The sequence below is a fragment of the Sorangium sp. So ce145 genome (genome assembly GCF_051525985.1).
Lineage (GTDB): Bacteria > Myxococcota_A > Polyangia > Polyangiales > Polyangiaceae > Sorangium > Sorangium cellulosum_B.
The window spans coordinates 6,054,724-6,071,315 of sequence record NZ_CP150315.1 but is presented as its reverse complement, the minus strand read 5'-3'; the positions used below and the strand labels follow the sequence as shown (position 1 = coordinate 6,071,315).

Genomic DNA, 16,592 nt, shown 5'->3' with positions numbered 1-16,592 from the left:
CTGGCCCCGGGCCAGGCGGGCCGCGCTAGAACCCGTGCTCGGCGAAGAAGCGCTCGATCCGGAGCGACACGAGCTCGGGGAACTCGACCGCGGTGGTGTGGGTCCCGCCGCGGACCACGAGGATCTCCGCCATCGGGATGCGGCGCGCCATCGACTGCGCCAGCGCCCGCGGGGTGAACGCATCGCGATCGCCGGTGATGAGCAGCGTCGGGACGTCGATCTGCTCCAGCACGGACTCGGCGTCGTGGGCGTCCAGCGCGCGGAGGTTGCTGAAGAGCGCGTCCATGTCGAGCCGGCCGAACGGCTGCACGAGCTCGGCGAACGCCTCGCTGTCGAGCGTCTTGCCGAGCAGCCCCATTCGCTTCAACCAGAGCACCGCGTCCGGCGGGCCGACGGTGCTGCGCGTCACCCGGGCCGCCAGCGTGTGAGCGCGCGCCGCGAACGCCACGAACGGCGGAAACAGCCGCCCGAGCCCCGGCAGCGGCCCCATCGTCTCCAGCGGGCGGCGGTAGGTGCCGTTCAGCAGGACCAGGTTCGCGGCGAACCCCGGGAGCCTGCGGAACGCCTCCAGCGCCACCTGGACGCCCACGCTCCATCCCATCAGCGCGCCGTGCCGGATCCCTTCGACGGCGAGGATCGCCTCCAGGTCGCGGACATGGTTCGCGACCGCATAGGCGCCCGGAACGTCCGGTGACGGGCGCTTCGACGCGTACATCCCGCGGTAATCCCACGTGATGAACCGGTACTGGTCGGAGAGGTACTCGACCTGCGCCCGCCAGGCGAGGTACGGCCCGCCCAGCCCGTTGACAAGGACCACCGTCTTCGCCCCCTCGAACGGCGGCGGCGTCACGCGGTAGGTGATGTCGGTTCCATCGAAGCTCGTGACCCGCCGGGTCTCCATCCGGAGCGATGGCCGCCGCGGGGGCGGCCCCCGCCGGCCCCCGCTGGAGGCAGGAGGGGGCGGCGCCTGCCGCCCGCCGCTGGAAGGCGGGGGGGACGGCTGCCGCCCGTCGCCGGACGAAGCCGCGGGCGGCGCCTGCGGTCTGTTGCCGGTGGATGAAGCTGGCGGCGCCTGCGGTCCGCTGCCGGAACCGGAAGGAGAGCGGAGCCGCGGCGGCCGACCCCCGCCGAACTTGAACGAGACCATGAACCCCCTGCTTCCTACCCGGTCCCTCCGCGGAGGGCCAGGCTGCCGGCGGTCGCCCGCAGGATGGGCGGGGGACGCCGGCGCAGACCCGGCGAGGCGCAGCCGCGGGCCGGCGGGGGCTGCCGTGGGGCAGGGTGGCCCGTGTGGCCTGGCGATCGCCCGTCGAAACACATCCTGCGCTGCGATCGCCATCGCGTTGACATTCCAGGCGGCGCGCCGCTAACGTGCCCGGCGGGTTGTCCGCTCGCCCGGCGCTCCCGTCGTGTTGCTGATCTTTCCCTCCCCGCTCCCATGTCGGTCTGTTGGAGGCCGGCCCGTGTCGTCTTCTGTTGCCGCTCGCGCAGGGGCAGCTCCGGTTCGGGCCGTGGTGGGTCGATTCCCTCGGGCGAGCTGGAGTTTTCAGCGCGAAGTGGTGCAGCGATCCCGTCCTCGAGGAGCCGATGGCTGAAGAAAAGAAGAAGAGCAAAATCGATCTGAAGGCTCGGCTTGGCAAAACGGCGATAGGCGGGGCGCCGGGAGCGGCCGTCCCCCTTCCCGTGCCTGGCCCGCAGCCCGGATCGGGGCCGCCTCCCGACATGAACGCGGGCCCGATCGGCGTGCCCTCGCCGCATCCGAGCGCGCGGCCGCCGATGCCCTCCGTGGGGGGCATCGCGCCCCCGCCCGGGATCTCGCCAGGCATCCCGCTGCCTCCGTTCGCGCCGGCGCCGCGCCCTGTGATCCAGACGCCGCCGCCCAAGCCGACGGCCGCCGCGCAGACCATCAAGGTCGAGGTCGGCGAGGAGGTCGAGCAGGAGCGGCGGAAGGCCTCGAAGAAGACGGCGCTCTACGCCGGCCTCGCGGCGATCGTCGGCATCGGCGTGGGCTTCGCCATCGGCGGCGCGAAGGAGCGCGGCGATCGCGGCAAGCTCGCGGTCGACGGCGCCGCGGCGCTCGCGAAGGACGTGAAGGCCGCGAACGAGAAGATGGTGGAGCTGAAGGAGAAGCTCGATGCGGGCCGGACGGCGCTCGAGGGGAAGAAATTCCCCACGCAGCTCGTGGCCGAGCTGGGCGGCATCAACGTCCCGTTCGATGCCACCAACCTGGAGGGCAAGCAGATCGGCGGCCTCCCGGGGCGGGTGATGCGCCAAGTCCTCGCCTACACCACGGCGGTCCAGGATCTCAACAAGACCAAGGACAGCCTCAAGAACGTCCTCTCGGCCGCGCAGGCTCCCGTCGAGAAATCGTGGAAGGAGCAGGAGGAGCCGGTCGTGAACTTCTCGGTGGTCTTCCGCCGGGACGGCGACAAGACGCTGGCCGAGCTCGTTCCCAACAAGGCGCCGTTCCCGTTCGGCAAGGACTGGCCGGCGAAGTACACGGTGACCCGCCTCGAGCGCACGCAGCAGGGCTTGAGGCCCGCCGAGAAGGAGGCCGCCCGCTGGACGAAGGGCGACATCGTCGGCGGCGATCTGCAGGCCCTCCCGGTCGATCCTCAGTCCGTCGCAGGCCTCACGAGCGAGCAGATGGTCTTCAGGCTCGCCAGCGCGATGGCGGACATCCGCAAGACGCTCGACGGGAACAAGGACAACCCTGTCGAAGAGACGCCTGGCCTCATCAAGGAGGGCGACGATCTCGCGAACGAGCTCCGCAAACTCTCCCTCGCCCGCTGAGCGGCACGCGCCCGCTTCGGATACGGGCCCATCTCGACGTTTTCGGTGCTCGGCGTACTGGAGTACGCCTCCGCGCCGAAAACGCCGATCTGGGCCCGTCTCCTGTGCGGGCGCGCGCCGCTCGGCCGGCGCAGATCGGAAGCACCGCGGCGCGCTGGGGGGCCTGGCGTCGCGGTGTGGGGGAGCCGAGGGGCGGGCGGGCGGATGGCTGCCCCTTCTGCGCGCGGGATCGGCGCGGGGGCTTTAGGCGGCGCCGCCGGCGCCCATGGCGCGGGGGCGGACGATCTCGACCTTGCCGATGTGGCGCTCGTCGCTGTCGCGCACGATGAAGCGCAGGCCGAACTTGCTCACGGCCGTGCCGACCTCGGGCACCTTGCCCACGTGCTGCGTGAGCATCCCGCCGAGCGAATCGTATTTGCCCTCCCGATCGAGCTCCGCGCCCAGGTAGGCCGAGAGATCGCTCATCGATACGGCCGCGTCGGCGACCAGGCGGCCGTCGCCCAGATCCTGGATGGCGGCGCCGTCGTCCGTCTCGTCGTGCTCGTCCCGGATGTCTCCGACGATCTCCTCGAGCACGTCCTCCAGGGTGACAATCCCCGACATCCCGCCAAACTCGTCGACCACGATGGCGAGGTGCTGTCTCCGGCTCTTCATCTCCCGGAGCAACGAAGAGAGGGGCTGCGACTCGGCGACGAAATTGGCCGGGCTCCGCGTGATCTCCCGGAGCGTCGTGTTCTTGAGCCGGCGCTCCTCGAGGACCTTGAACAGATCCTTCGCGTAGAGGAGACCAGCGATGTTGTCGGTCTGATCCTTGTAGACCGGATACCGCGAGTGCCCGCTCTCGGTGACGATCTCCAGCACCTTCTCCAGCGGAGTGGAGATCTCGATGGCCTCGACCTTGGATCGCGGCACCATCACGTCCCGCGCCGTGAGATCGGCGAACTCGAGCACATTCCGGATCATCTCCGCCGGCTCTCGCCCGAAGAGACCAGAACGCTCGACCTCATCGACGAGGATCTCGACCTCCGCCTCGGCAACCCGCGGATCCGACGGCTGCTCACCATCCCGCGGCCCCAGCTTGGAGCCGATCCAGCCGAGCGGTACGGCGAGCGGCAGCATCGCGATTTCGAGAGGGCGCAAGAAGCGGACCGCCATCGATGCGGCGCGATCGGCGTGCTTGCGGCCCAGCGTGGAGCTGACCTCGTAAAGGGCTCCGCTGAGGACGATGGTGGTCGCCAGCCCGAGATAGAGCGCAGCGCCAGGGACAGTCCGCCGGAAGAAGAGGTCGAAGCAGGCGGCCGTCAGGCTGGTCGATACGACCCAGCCGAGCAGGTAGCGGGAACGGAGCTTGGCGTCTTCCTGACGAATCCGCTCGTAGGCGGCCTTCGTGGGGCCCGTCGCCTGCTCTATCAGCGCGCCGAGCCTCGTCGCGCTCAACGTCGTCAGTGCGGTGTCGGCGCCGACGAACAGCGAGCCAAGTACAGCGGAGAGAACTGCAGCGCCGAGCGCTGGCAATGGAACGAAATCGGGACTCAAACAGAGGCTCCTAACGGACGAATCGTAACGGAACAGGCGAGGGGAGCGCAACCGGACCGGGACGCGAAATCTCAGGAGATGACGGAACCACGCGTTCTTGCCGCTCTCGCCCGCAGGCGGACTCCCCAGCTCGACCGATCCTGCCGAGCGCCGCCAGTGACATGCGCCGTAGATCTGCCGAAGTCCAGGGAATTGCCGTGTGCTGTGGGTTTCTCTTATCTAGCAGCATTCCCACGCATGTCGGGCGCTTCAGAAAAACCGCGCAGGACGGAAAACCGAGTCGGCGATGGCGCTGGATGGCCCTCACCGGCGTCCACATCGGCGACCTCCGAGGCGCCGAGCGCCACGACAGCCCCATCCGGATCGAGCCATACAGCGGCGCCAGGGTGCGCGGGAGCCATGGAGAAGTCGGATTCGGTGAGCGCTTGTCCCATGCGCGCGCGCCGGGCGCCGTGCTCGGTCAGGCGGGCGACCGGGAGGCTCGCGGCGGCTGCGTCGGCGAGCGGGCGCAGCGATGCGCGCAGCGCCTCGGCGCCGGCGTCGAGGGACACGGCCTGCTCCACGGTGAAGCTGCCGCTCGCCGTGCGGCGGAGCGCGGACAGGTGCGCGGGCACGTCGAGGTGCGCGCCCAGGTCGCGCGCCAGCGAGCGCACGTAATAGCCCTTGCTCACCCCGAGCTCGAGATCGAGGGTGGCCGGCGCGGCGCCCGTGGCCGGCGCGGCGCCCGTGGCCGGCGCGGCGCCCGCGGCCGGCGCGGCGCCCGTGGCAGGTGCACCAAGCACGCCGCGCGAGGCGCCGGTCACCTCGAGCGACCGGACCTCGACGGCCCGCGCCGACAGCTCCACCGCCTGGCCGGCGCGCGCCAGGGCGTAGCTGCGCTGCCCGGCGACCTTGATGGCCGAGTAGGCCGGCGGCGCCTGCTCCCGCCGCGCCCGCTCCGCGTCGATCGCGGCGGCGATGCGCGGCGCCGCGCGCGCGAGCGCCTCGCCGCCGGGAGGCCCGCCGGCCCCGGCGAGGGCGCCGAGCTCCGCGTCGAGCCACGGCGGCAGGGGCTGCGTCGCGGTGATCTCCCCGTCCGCGTCGAGGGTGTCCGTCCCCACACCGAGGACGACGCGCGCCGTGTAGCGCTTGTCCTGCGCGGTCAGGTACGGGGCGAGCTTGGTGGCCTCGCCGACGAGCACCACGAGGACGCCGGACGCCATCGGGTCGAGCGTCCCCGCGTGCCCGATGCGCTTCACGCCGAGGGCGCGGCGCAGGCGGGCCACGACGTCGTGGCTCGTCGGCCCGCGCGGCTTGTCGATCACCAGCACGCCCTCCGGCCGCGCGCCCCTGTGCGTCGCTCGCTCGGGCTCGGCGGGCGGATCCCCTTCGTTCGTATTTTCGGGCATGGAGTGAGGATTCGCCTCGGCAGATCGCTTCATCCGAACCAGATCGACTTCCGGGTGGCCAGGGTCTCGTCGATGAGCCCCTGGATCGTCGCGCGCACGCGCTCCGCGAGGCGCCGCACCAGGATCTGATCGTCCGCCGCCTCCGGGCCGTACGCGTCGAACCGCACCGGATCGGCCAGGCGGATCTTCCACTTGGTGGGCGCCGGAACGAGGCCCAGCGGCCCGAGCGCGGGGAACGTCGGCGTGATGGGCAGGTACGGGATGCCGAGCGCGCGCGTGAGGTGCTCGACCCGGTAGAACAGCGGGTTCGTCTCCTCGGCCCCCACGATGGCGCACGGGACGAGCGGCGTGCGCGTGCGCAGGCAGAGCCGGATGAAGCCGCCGCGACCGAACCGCTGGAGCTGGTACCGGTCCTTGTAGAGCTTCCCGCTGCCCTTGACGCCCTCCGGGAAGACCGCGATGAGCCGCTCGCCCGCGAGCAGCCGCTCCGCGTTCTCCTGGCAGGCCCGCACGGCCCCGAGCCGGTTCATGATCGTGCCGGCGAACGGCAGGTAGTACACGAAATCGTCGGCCAGCCAGCGGAGCTCCCGCCGCGCCGGGTGCTCCCGCCGCACCGCGGCCCGCAGCATGAGCCCGTCGTAGGGGATGGGCCCGCCCGAATGGTTGGACACGACGAGGCACCGCCCCTCGGCGGGGATACGCTCGATGCCCTCGATATCTATCCTGAAATAGTACCTGTGCAGGAAGTCGAAGAGCGACCTGTACCGGGCCTCGTACTTGGGATCGAAGCCGAACTCGTCGACCTCCTCCGAGCGGCGGCGCAGGCCGGCGCGGCCCCACTGCCGCAGGTAGAAGTCGGTCGACAGGACGTCGCGCGCCGTCCCGGGCTCGGACAGCGGCGGCTCGCTGGCGAAGCCGGCCGACGCGGCGGGCGCTCCGCCCAGGCGCGGGCTCCGCTCGGTCTCGGGCATGCCTCCCACCGCGCCGCTCGCGTCGGGCGATGGCCCCCCGGCGAGCATCCGCTTGAGCCGCGCCTCGAGCTCCCTGATCTGGCGCTGGAGCTCCTCGGCCGTCACCGGCACGACCGGGGCGTGCACCTCGGACGACTGCGTCTTCCGCCCGTCCGAGGGCTCCGTCGGGCCGATCGGCGCCAGGTACCGGGTCTCCTCGTCCTCGATGTCGGCGCTCGGCACGACCTGCCCGGGCCCCGTCCGATCGGGGCGCCCGCGCGTCGACGGCGGCGATCCATTCCCTGCCCCTGCTTCCTCGAGCTCTCGATCGTGCTCCGTGCCCATCGCTCACCCCCCGAACCGCATCACGCGGGCGTCTCTTGCAGCAGGCGCACGTCCCGCAGCCGCTGCGCGCTCGTGTAGTCGAGCAACGCCTCGCGCGTCGTGTAGACCGGCCGGAACCCCATCACCTGCGCCGCCTTCTCGCCGTCCGCCACGCAGAGATAGCGCAGGTACCGCAGGAAGCTGGGCGGGGCGATCGCCGCGTGCGCGGCCCAGAGCGCAGAGGCGAGCGGCCCGGCGGCGCTGTGCAGCACCGGGACCGCCGTCCGGCCCGCGAGGCGCACGATCGTGGAGAGCGGCAGCACGCCGTCGCCCACGATGTTGAAGGTCCCGGGGAAATCGCTGTCGATGGCGAGCTTGAAGGCGGCGATCGCGTCGACCTCGTGGATGAACTGCCACAGCGGATCGAAGCCGAGCATCGTCATGACCAGGCGCCGCGCCAGGAACCGGGTGACGTAGTTCTGGACGGTCGGGCCGAGGATCGGCGCGGTCCGCAGGATGGTGACGGTCGTGCCCTTGGCCTTCGCGCCGAAGGCGTTGAGCTCCCGCTCGGCGGCCATCTTGTCCGCGAAGAAGCGCTCGTCCGGGTCCGCCCGGAGCGGGTGCTTCTCCGTGAGGAAATTGGGGTTGGTCGGGTGCGCGCCGTAGAGGATCGTCTGGCTCCAGAGGATCAGCTTGCGCAGGCTCGCCTGGCGCGCCCCGTGGAGCAGGTGCATCGTGCCGACCGACTCGAGCTCGTGGGCCCAGGCGGTCGCCGGGGTGGGCGACGACAGGAAGCAGAGGTGGACGAGCGTGTCCACCTGCTCGGCCGCGAGCACCTCGGCGACGCGCTCCTCGGAGGCGGGCTCCGTCAGGTCGACCGTGTGCATGCGCAGCTTGGAGCCGCCCGTGTCCGGCCGCTTGATGTCGATGGCCACCACGCGCGCGATGCGCGGGTCCTCCTCGAGGATCCCGATCAGGTTGCGCCCGAGGAAGGACGCGGCGCCGGTGAGCGCGATGACCCGGCCCCTCGAGCTGGACGACGCGCGCCGGCTCGTCGGCGAGGCCTCCGCCGCCGCGGACGCCGGGGGCTCGCTCGCGCCGGCCGTGGCCACGCCCGCGGAGGAGGCAGGCGCGGCGTGATCCGCGCCGGCGGCGGAGCTCCGCTCGGCGACGTCGTGGGCCGCGGCTTCAGGGTGCTCGGAGGTGGGAGCCATGCGCGGGGCGCGACACTACCTGGTCGGCCGGCGCGCGCAAGTGAAGCGCGACCCCGGCCGGGGCTCGCCGCGGCGCTGTCACAACACCCGGCGCAGGACCGGATACGGCTCGAACGCGTGCACCTCGGCGAATCCGTTCCTCGTGAACGCGGAGACCGGGCCGGTCCACAGCTCCTCGTCGCTCACCGGCTCCTTCGGGCGGCGCGGCAGGGCCTCGAGGACGCGCGCGCCCCAGGAGGGCGCGAGCTCCACCGCGCCCGCGACGAGCGCGGTCGCGACGCCTCGCCGCCGGTGGCCCGGGTGCACGACGGCGCAGCCGATCAGGAAGACGCCGGCGCGATCGCCCGCGAAGCACGGCAGCCCGCGGTACAGGCGTCGCTCGTACGCCTTCGCCACGGCCGCCGCGGGCGCGACCTTGAGCCACCCGACGACGTTGGGCGCCTCCGGCGCGAGCGCCACGACGCCCCGCGCCTCGTCGCTGCCCGAGGCGAGCGCCTCGGCGAACTCCCGGCGGTTCTCGCCCTGGCCGTCCGAGCACCGCGCGAGCCACTCGTTGTTGGTGCCGCCGAAGTGGTAGTACCGGCAGTAGCAGGGCGTGCCGGCGGCCTCGAAGAGCGCCTCGAGCCCCGGGAGGTGCTCGGGGCCAGCCGCCGCCACGGTGATCGCGGAGCTCATCGGCGCGCTCCGCTCGTCACGCGTTCGACACGCGCGCGCGCAGCCCGCGCACCGGGGAGATCTGCTCCCACGCGTAGGCCGCCTGGCAGAGCCGCGCCTCCTCCAGCGCAGGGCCGATGAGCTGCAGGCCGACCGGCAGCGGAGGCCCGCCGTCCGGCGCCTGCGCGGTCGCGCACGGGACGCTGATCGCGGGCAGCCCGGCCATGCTGGCGGGCAGCGTGTAGACGTCGGCCAGGTACATCGACAGCGGATCGTCCACCCGCTCCCCCAGCCGGAACGCGACCGTCGGCGAGACCGGCGCCGCGATGAGGTCCACCTCGCGGAAGGCCTCGTCGAAATCGCGCCGGATCAGCGTCCTGACCTTCTGCGCGCGCAGGTAATACGCGTCGTAGTAGCCCGCGGACAGCACGTACGTGCCGAGCAGGATCCGGCGCTTCACCTCCCGGCCGAACCCCTCGCCGCGCGTCCGGCCGTAGAGGCCCTGGAGGTCCGCCTTCCCGCCGCGGTCGCCCTCCACGCGCAGCCCGAAGCGCACCCCGTCGAAGCGCGCCAGGTTGGACGACGCCTCGGCCGTCGCGACGATGTAGTAGGCCGCCACGGCGTACCGCGTGTGCGGCAGGCGCACGGGCTTGATCTCGCAGCCGAGCCCGCGCAGCCCCTCGATGGCCTCCCGCACCTTCGCCTCGACCCGCGCGTCGATGCCCTTCGCGAAGTACTCCTCGGGCACCCCGATGCGCAGCCCCGCGACGTCGCGGCCGCACGCGGCCTCGCAGGCGCCCACCGGGGCGTCGAGGCTCGTCGCGTCGCGCGGATCGCGGCCCGAGATCACCTCGAGCAGGCGCGCCGCGCCCTTCACGTCCTGCGCGAACGGCCCGATCTGGTCGAGGCTCGAGGCGAACGCGATGAGGCCATAGCGAGAGACGCGGCCGTACGTCGGCTTGATGCCGACGACGCCGGTGAGGCTCGCCGGCTGGCGGATGGAGCCCCCGGTGTCCGACCCGAGCGAGCCGGGCGTCATCCCCGCCGCCACGGCGACCGCGCTTCCGCCGGACGATCCGCCGGGGATGCGCGACGGATCCCACGGGTTCTTCACCGGGCCGAAGGCGCTGTTCTCGTTCGACGAGCCCATCGCGAACTCGTCCATGTTGCACTTGCCCGGCAGGATCGCGCCGGCCTCGCGCAGGCGGGTGACGACCGTCGCGTCGAACTGCGGGCGGAACCCGCGCGCCGGGTCGGGCGCCCTGGACGCGCCGTCCCCGCCCGCCGCCGCCCGCGTGAGGATCTTCGAGCCGGCGGTCGTCGGGGCGCCCTCGGTGCAGAGCGCGTCCTTGAGGCCGATCGGCACGCCGGCGAGCGGGCCGAGCGCCTCGCCCCGCGCGCGCCGCGCGTCGAGCGCGCGCGCCGCCGCGACGGCCTGCTCCCCCTGCACGGTGAGGAACGCGCCCAGCGCGCCGTCGCGCTGCTCGATGCGCGAGAGCGCGGCCCTGGCCACCTCCTCGGCGCTCACCTCGCCGCGCTGCACGAGCGCCGCGAGCTCCGGGATGGATCGATCGAGGATCGCTGTGTCCATCGGCGTCACCCCTCGTCCACGAACGCCGGAACGGCGAACCCGTCGTCCTCGACCCGCGGCGCTTCCCGCAGGGCCACCTCGCGCGGCAGGCTCGGCGCCTCCTCGTCGGCGCGGAGCGGCAGCCGCTCGATCTGCACGTGCGCCGTCGGCGGCACCGCCGAGACGTCGAGCTCCTCGAGCTGCCGGACGTAGCTGAGGATGTTGCCGAGATCACCGGTGAGGCGCTCGATTTCCTCGGCGGAGAGGTCGAGGTGGGCGAGGCGCGCTATCGTCAGCGCCTCGTCGCGGCGGAGAGGGGGCGAGTCAGCGTTCGACATGGGCGCGCCCGATGTAGCACCGCCGGTTCCGCGGACGCCAGCGCCGCGCGCCCCCGAGCCTGGCCGCGGTACAAAAACGGTGATAACGGCTGCCGCGCGCGCGTCCGGTCGTCCTCGATCGCCCGGGCAGGAGCCCCGCCCCTCCGCGCGTTGTCCGCGAATGCAGTCCCCGAAAACGCCCTCCCTGCGCCGCGAGCGCATCGGCATCCTCGTCCTCTGCGCGTCCGCGGCCGTGGCGATGTCGCCCGCCGTCGGCGGAGGCGCTCGCGACCGCTCGACCGCGCTCGCCGCGGAGCTCGCGGAGCGGGGCGTCGCCGCGGCGGCCGGCGATATGGTGTGGGTGGATCCGCCGCGCGGCGGCCTCCGCCCGTTCGGCACAGACGCGCGCGCGGTCGTGCGCGGCGCGCGCGGCGTGCGCGCCGGCGGCGAGCGCGGGGAGCCCACCGACCTGTACCTCGTCGACGCGAGGCTCTCGCCGGAGGGCGTCCTGCTCGACGTCTCGGCGATCCACAACCTCACCGAGACGAGCGGCGCGGACGAGTCGAAGCCCGTGCTCCGCGGCGAGGCCCTCGCCTACGTCTCGCGCCCGCTGATCGAGGCCGCGTCGCCCACGGTGCACGTGCTCGAGCTGGACGGGCAACAGCTCTCGGGCGGCGCGGACTGGTCCCTCGTCGAGCGGCTCCAGCACGCCGTCACGAGCTGGCAGGCGACAGGCCGGCTGCGCGGGATCGGCCGGCGGACCTTCGCGATCGACCTCGCCCGGAGCGAGGAGAACGGCGCCGAGGAGCCGGGCGCCGAGGAGCCGGGCGCCGAGGAGCCGGGCGCCGAGGCGCCGCGGAGCCGCCGCGGCCCGGACGCGGGGGACGTCGCCGTCGCGCTGGAGGACGACAGCGCGGTCGTCGTCCGCGCGGGCGGCCGCGAGGCCCGCCTGCCGGTGCGCGGCGTGGACGACGCGGCGCTGCCCGCGTGGATCCGCGCCGAGGCGTCCGAGGTCGCGCGGCCGGGGAACCTCGTCACCTGGGCGGTCGACCGGGTGCGCCTCGTGATCGGCGACGCCGCGATGCAGACGGTCAAGGCCGTGGCGTTCACGGCGCTGGATTTCGTCCTCCGCAACAAGGAGGCGGTGACGGGCGACACCGGCGCGGAGGACATCGCCGCGGACCTCGGCCAGAGCGAGCTGGATCCGCCCGTCCGCCAGATCCCGATCGATCCCGAGATCGGCTGGCCGCCGGCGCGGCTCGAACCCTGGGTGACGCCGCCGCTGCCGGGCGAGGGGCAGTGGAACCCCCAGGGGGGCGACGCCTTCGTGCGCCAGCTCGACGGGCTCCCGCCGGCGTTCATGACCACGTTCCTCCGGACGGACCGCTCGCGCAAGGCGACGCGCGTCTACATCGCGCTCTGGGACCCGCGCCAGGTGGAGCTCCACATGATGGCGGGCACGGTGGAGCCCAAGGGCGCGACGGGCGAGGCCGGGCCGGGGCTCATCCCGCGCACGCCCGAGGTCATGAAGCGCGTGGTCGCCGCGTCGAACGCCGGCTTCCAGGCGATGCACGGCGAGTTCGGCATGATGGCCGACGGGGTGATGTACCTGCCGCCGAAGCCCTACGCCGCGACGGTGGCCGTCCGGCGCGACGGCAGCACCGTCTTCGGGAGCTGGTCGGAGGACGAGACCGTCCCCGAATGGATGCTCTCGTTCCGCCAGAACATGACGGTCATGGTCGAGGACGAGAAATGGAATCCCTTCGGCCGGACGTGGTGGGGAGGCACGCCGCCCGGGTGGGCCGACAAGACGCACACGGTCAGGACCGGCATCTGCCTGACCCGGGAGCGCTTCGTCGCCTACTTCTATGGCGCCGACGTGAGCCCCGAGGCCCTGGCCCAGGCGATGATCCAGGCCCGCTGCTCCTACGGGATCGCGCTCGACATGAACGCGGGCCACAGCGGGCTCGAGTTCTATCGTGTGGCGCCGAGCGGCGAGCTGCCGCCGCTCGGGCGCGCGCTCCAGGGGGAGTGGGAGACGGAGGGCGACGTCTCGGGGCTCTCGGGCTACCGGTTCCGCGGCCGCCGGCTCATCCGCGGCATGGGCCTGATGAACTTCCCCCGCTACATCCGGCGGGAGGCGCGCGACTTCTTCTACATGACGCTGCGGCACCTGTTGCCGGGGCCGCCCTTGGCGCCCCGCGCGGCGCCGGCCGTGGCGGGGGAGGGCGCCTGGCGCACCCAGGGGCTCCCGCAGCACGGCTTCCCCTATGCGCTCGCGCTCACCGAGATCCGCCCTGATCCCGCGCGGCCCGATGTCCGGCTGCGGGTGCTCAAGGTGGACCCGCGGACCGTCGCGGCCGCGCCGCTGGGCGAGCCCGGGGCGCCCCCGCCGGCCGGCGCGGGAGCGACCGTGGCGGTCTTCAGCGACGGCGCCGCGACGCCCGGCGCGGGGCAGGGCGAGGGGTCGAGCATCTGGCACTCGGCCGGGTCCTTCTCCGCCTCGCCGACCTCCCCGGTGCGCGGCGCGGTCCGGATCGCGACGGGGGCGCTCGGCAGCGCGAGGGCCGTGGCCGCGCTGGGCGTCAACGACGAGGATGGGATGCTGATCTACGTCGAGCGGGCCGCGGCCGGGCCGTCCAGCGCACCGGACGCCGCGCTGGCGCCGGACGCATCGGCGCCGCCCACGGCACCTGCCGATCCGCGCGACGCCAAGCTGCTCCAGGATTTCCTGGCGGGGCTCGGCTGCTCCTCGCGGATCTACCTGCCTCGGCCGCTCTCGGTGGCCCTCGGCGGCGATACCGATCTCGCCGGCGCCGCCGTCCATCCGCCGTCTGGCCCGCGCGCCGTCCGGCTCACGCGCGCCGAGGCGCCCGGCGCCGGCCGGATGTTCGAATCCACACCGATCGTTCCGCACAGCGTCTGGTACCCGCTGCAGCAGAAGCGCGTTCGGTACTTCAAAAAGCCGAAGAAAGAGGAAACGGCGGGCGGCGATCCGTGAGCGTGACGGCGCCCCCGGCCCTTCCCTGACGTGCAGTAGGCGCTTGTGCGCTGGCGGCCCGACGGACTAATACACGTCGGCCGGTGCAGCGATTGCGATCCTTCGGAGCTTGCGACATCTCGGCGCGGATCTGCGTTGGCTCGCCGGGCGGGGGCGCGCGCGCAGCGGACGTCGCGCGCGGCGCGCGCGCGATGTGCGGGTGGTGGATCGCGCGCAGCGTCGCGTTGCGGAGCGCGGCGGACGTCGCGCGCGCAGCGGACGTCGCGCTCGTCGCGCGCCGCATCGCCGGCGGTGGAGCGCTGGATCCGCGCGAGATCGCGGCGCGCGCGGCGCCTCGCTGCCGCCGAGATCCTCCCGATGGCGCTCGCGAAGTCACCGGACCAGCGGTACGCTGCAGCGGATCAGGGGATTCTAGCGCGCTCCGAGCTCGCCCGCGACGAGCGCTTGTGCATCGAGCTCACGTTCGTCGCGCGGAGCATGCGCGGTCGTTTTCGGTTCCGGTTCCGTTTCCGTTTCCGTTTCCGTTTCAGGGACGCCGCGGCGAACGGCGCCGCATATCCTGAGGAGTTCTCGAACATGGCGGACAACAAGGGCGGCAGCGATCTGGACGTATTCGAGGGGCTCGCGAAGAAGAAGTCGCCCGCCACGAGCACCGCCCTCGTACCTCCGTCGCCGCCTGCGCGGTCGCGCACCCTCGTCGGCGCGGCGGTGCCGCCGCCGCCGAACCATGCGGCGACGCTCCCCAGCGGCGTGCCGTCTCCGCTTCCGCCGCCCGTGGCGCAGAAGGGGGCTGGCCCGTCGTCGCTCCCGCCGCCCGTGCCGTCGAAGGGGACGAGCCCGGGGTCGCTCCCGCCGCCCGTGCCGCCGAAGGGGACCGGTCCGTCGTCGCTGCTGCCGCCGCCGTCGCTGCCGCCGCCGTCGCTGCCGCCGCCGTCGCTGCCGCCGCCGGCCGTGACGCAGAAGGGGACCGGTCCGGCGTCGCTCCCGCCGCCCCTGTCGGCGAAGGGGACGAGCCCGGGGTCGCTTCCGCCGCCGATGCCTCCTTCGGTCAAGACGGGCTCCCTGCCGCCCGTGGTGCCGCCTCGGTCGCGCCAGCCGTCCCTGCCCGCGATCAGCGCCCCGGCCCTGCCGTCGAAGAGCCCGCTGCCGCCGGCGCCGGTCAGCGGGGCCTCGGGCTCGCTGCCTCCGGTGGTCCCTCCGCCGGTGCGCCTGCCGTCGGTGAAGCCGCCGCAGAAGGCGGGTGACGACGCGAAGCCTCGCTCGGTCAAGGGCACCGCGGTCGACATGAACTGGGACGACGACGAGGAGTCGACCCACGTCTACGACAAGCAGGGGAACGACTACAATCCTGGGCGATCGAGCGCGCTGCCGGCGGCGGGCTCGCCGGCGATCCCGAAGGCGGCCGCGGCGCTGGTCGCGAGCTCTGGCGGCGCGGCGTCGGCCTCGCGGGGGCGCACCCCCGTCCCGGCGCCGCCGCCGATCCCGAGCGCCCCGCCCGCGCCGGCGATGCCGCCGGACCTCGGGCTCCGCGCGCTGTCGCGCAAGGACGAGCCGACGGAGATCCGCCCGCGCCACGTGGCGCAGCAGGGCGCCGGCAAGGCGGGCGTGCTCCTCGGCGGGCTCGCGCTGGTCGCCGTGCTCATCCTGGCGGTGGTCATGCTGGTGCCGAAGAAGGGCGCGCTCACGATCGACCTGAAGACCCCGGGCGGCGGCGCCGTCGACCGGGCCGAGATCTTCCTCGACGGCCAGAAGCGCTGCGACACCGTTCCTTGCGTCGTGCGCGATCTCGAGCCCGGCTCCAAGGTGGTCAAGATCCTCGCCCCCGACTTCCCGCCGCGCGACGCCGTCGAGATCGTCGAGGGCGGCAAGGAGAAGGTCGTCGTGATCACGCTCGACGCGGCCGGCGCCGAGCGGTCTTCCACCAGCGCGTCGACCACGACCGGCGTGAAGGCGTCAGGCGCGCCCGGCGTGAAGGTCTTCATCGACGGCGAGGAGAAGGGCGCGCTCCCCGTGGAGGTCAGCGTGCCGCCGGGCGAGCACAAGATCCGCTTCGACGGCGGCGAGCGCTTCGAGCCCCTGGAGCAGACGGTGGAGGTCGGCCAGGGCCAGATGAAGGACCTCGGCGCGGTCGCGCTCAAGGTGCTGAAGGGGCAGGTGACGCTGGAGCTCGCCACGTCGGGCGCCTCGGTCAAGCTGGTGAGCGCCAAGGGCACGGAGAAGAAGCTGCCCGATTCGGCCTGGAAGAAGCCGCCGGTCAAGGTCGATGTCACCGCGTCCGAGCGCTGGAAGATCGTGGCGACGAAGAGGGGGCACCAGGACTTCTCTCAGGCGATCTCGTTCGAGGACGGGCAGGCCGAGAAGACGATCCGGATCGCGCTCGACGAGGCGCGCAAGTCCGAGCCGGCCGCGCCAGCGCCAGCGCCAGCGCCTGCTCCGGCGCCGGCAGCGCCGAGGTCGGAGCCCGTGGCCGCCGCGCCGAAGGTGGAAGCGCCTGCGGACGCGCCGGAGCCCGCGGCAGCTGCCGGCGGTGCGACGCTGAACATCAACTCGATCCCGGTCTCGAAGGTGGTCCTCGACGGGCGGCCGCTGGGGAGCACGCCCAAGGTGGGTGTCAGCGTCTCCGCGGGGTCGCACACGGTGATGTTCATCCACCCGGATCTCGGGAAGAAGTCGGTCACCGTCACGGTGAAGGCAGGCGAGACCAAGACCGCGGCCGTCAAGTTCGAATGAACACCTGGCCGCCAGGGACGCCTGGAGCGCCGCCAGGACACCTGAGGACCCGCCAGGGACGCCTGAGGACCCGCCAGGGACGCCGGGAGAGCCGCCAGGGACACCAGAAAAGCCC

The 16,592-nt window shown here is 73.2% G+C and carries 11 protein-coding genes; 3 read left to right on the top strand and 8 right to left on the bottom strand.

Annotation, left to right across the window (positions count from 1 at the left end; all coding sequences use genetic code 11):
• Nucleotides 1-25 precede the first annotated feature (25 nt).
• Entirely contained in the window at nucleotides 26-901 is an 876-nt protein-coding gene (locus WMF34_RS22185; RefSeq protein WP_437994476.1) for an alpha/beta fold hydrolase, read from the bottom strand.
• Between the two features lie 686 nt (nucleotides 902-1,587).
• On the opposite strand from WMF34_RS22185, the gene WMF34_RS22180 reads away from it, so the two are divergent.
• Complete coding sequence (locus WMF34_RS22180) at nucleotides 1,588-2,793, top strand: formin (RefSeq protein WP_437994475.1); 1,206 nt, start codon at nucleotides 1,588-1,590, stop codon at nucleotides 2,791-2,793.
• Nucleotides 2,794-3,036: 243 nt separating this feature from the next.
• On the opposite strand, the gene WMF34_RS22175 is transcribed toward WMF34_RS22180, so the two are convergent.
• From WMF34_RS22175 to gatC, 7 genes are all read right to left on the bottom strand, one after another.
• The gene (locus WMF34_RS22175; RefSeq protein WP_231864988.1) at nucleotides 3,037-4,380 is read right to left on the bottom strand and encodes a hemolysin family protein; all 1,344 of its coding nucleotides are present in this window, start codon (nucleotides 4,378-4,380) and stop codon (nucleotides 3,037-3,039) included.
• Nucleotides 4,381-4,544: 164 nt separating this feature from the next.
• Nucleotides 4,545-5,717, bottom strand: coding sequence for a tRNA pseudouridine synthase B (locus WMF34_RS22170; protein WP_437994474.1), 1,173 nt, complete (start codon nucleotides 5,715-5,717; stop codon nucleotides 4,545-4,547).
• Between the two features lie 29 nt (nucleotides 5,718-5,746).
• Complete coding sequence (locus tag WMF34_RS22165) at nucleotides 5,747-7,012, bottom strand: lysophospholipid acyltransferase family protein (protein WP_437994473.1); 1,266 nt, start codon at nucleotides 7,010-7,012, stop codon at nucleotides 5,747-5,749.
• Nucleotides 7,013-7,032: 20 nt separating this feature from the next.
• The gene (locus WMF34_RS22160; protein WP_437994472.1) at nucleotides 7,033-8,205 is read right to left on the bottom strand and encodes an NAD-dependent epimerase/dehydratase family protein; all 1,173 of its coding nucleotides are present in this window, start codon (nucleotides 8,203-8,205) and stop codon (nucleotides 7,033-7,035) included.
• A gap of 78 nt (nucleotides 8,206-8,283) precedes the next feature.
• Nucleotides 8,284-8,880 carry a GNAT family N-acetyltransferase gene (locus WMF34_RS22155; RefSeq protein WP_437994471.1) on the bottom strand — a complete coding sequence of 199 codons (597 nt, stop codon included), beginning with the start codon at nucleotides 8,878-8,880 and terminating at the stop codon, nucleotides 8,284-8,286.
• A gap of 16 nt (nucleotides 8,881-8,896) precedes the next feature.
• Nucleotides 8,897-10,450, bottom strand: a complete 1,554-nt coding sequence (gatA, locus tag WMF34_RS22150; protein WP_012236914.1) for an Asp-tRNA(Asn)/Glu-tRNA(Gln) amidotransferase subunit GatA — start codon at nucleotides 10,448-10,450, stop codon at nucleotides 8,897-8,899.
• Nucleotides 10,451-10,455: 5 nt separating this feature from the next.
• Entirely contained in the window at nucleotides 10,456-10,767 is a 312-nt protein-coding gene (gene gatC, locus WMF34_RS22145) for an Asp-tRNA(Asn)/Glu-tRNA(Gln) amidotransferase subunit GatC (RefSeq protein WP_012236913.1), read from the bottom strand.
• A 160-nt stretch (nucleotides 10,768-10,927) separates the two neighbouring features.
• Between gatC and WMF34_RS22140 the strand changes: the two genes are divergently transcribed.
• Entirely contained in the window at nucleotides 10,928-13,747 is a 2,820-nt protein-coding gene (locus tag WMF34_RS22140) for a hypothetical protein (RefSeq protein WP_437994470.1), read from the top strand.
• A 576-nt stretch (nucleotides 13,748-14,323) separates the two neighbouring features.
• Nucleotides 14,324-16,477 carry a PEGA domain-containing protein gene (locus WMF34_RS22135; RefSeq protein ID WP_437994469.1) on the top strand — a complete coding sequence of 718 codons (2,154 nt, stop codon included), beginning with the start codon at nucleotides 14,324-14,326 and terminating at the stop codon, nucleotides 16,475-16,477.
• The last annotated feature ends 115 nt before the right edge of the window (nucleotides 16,478-16,592 follow it).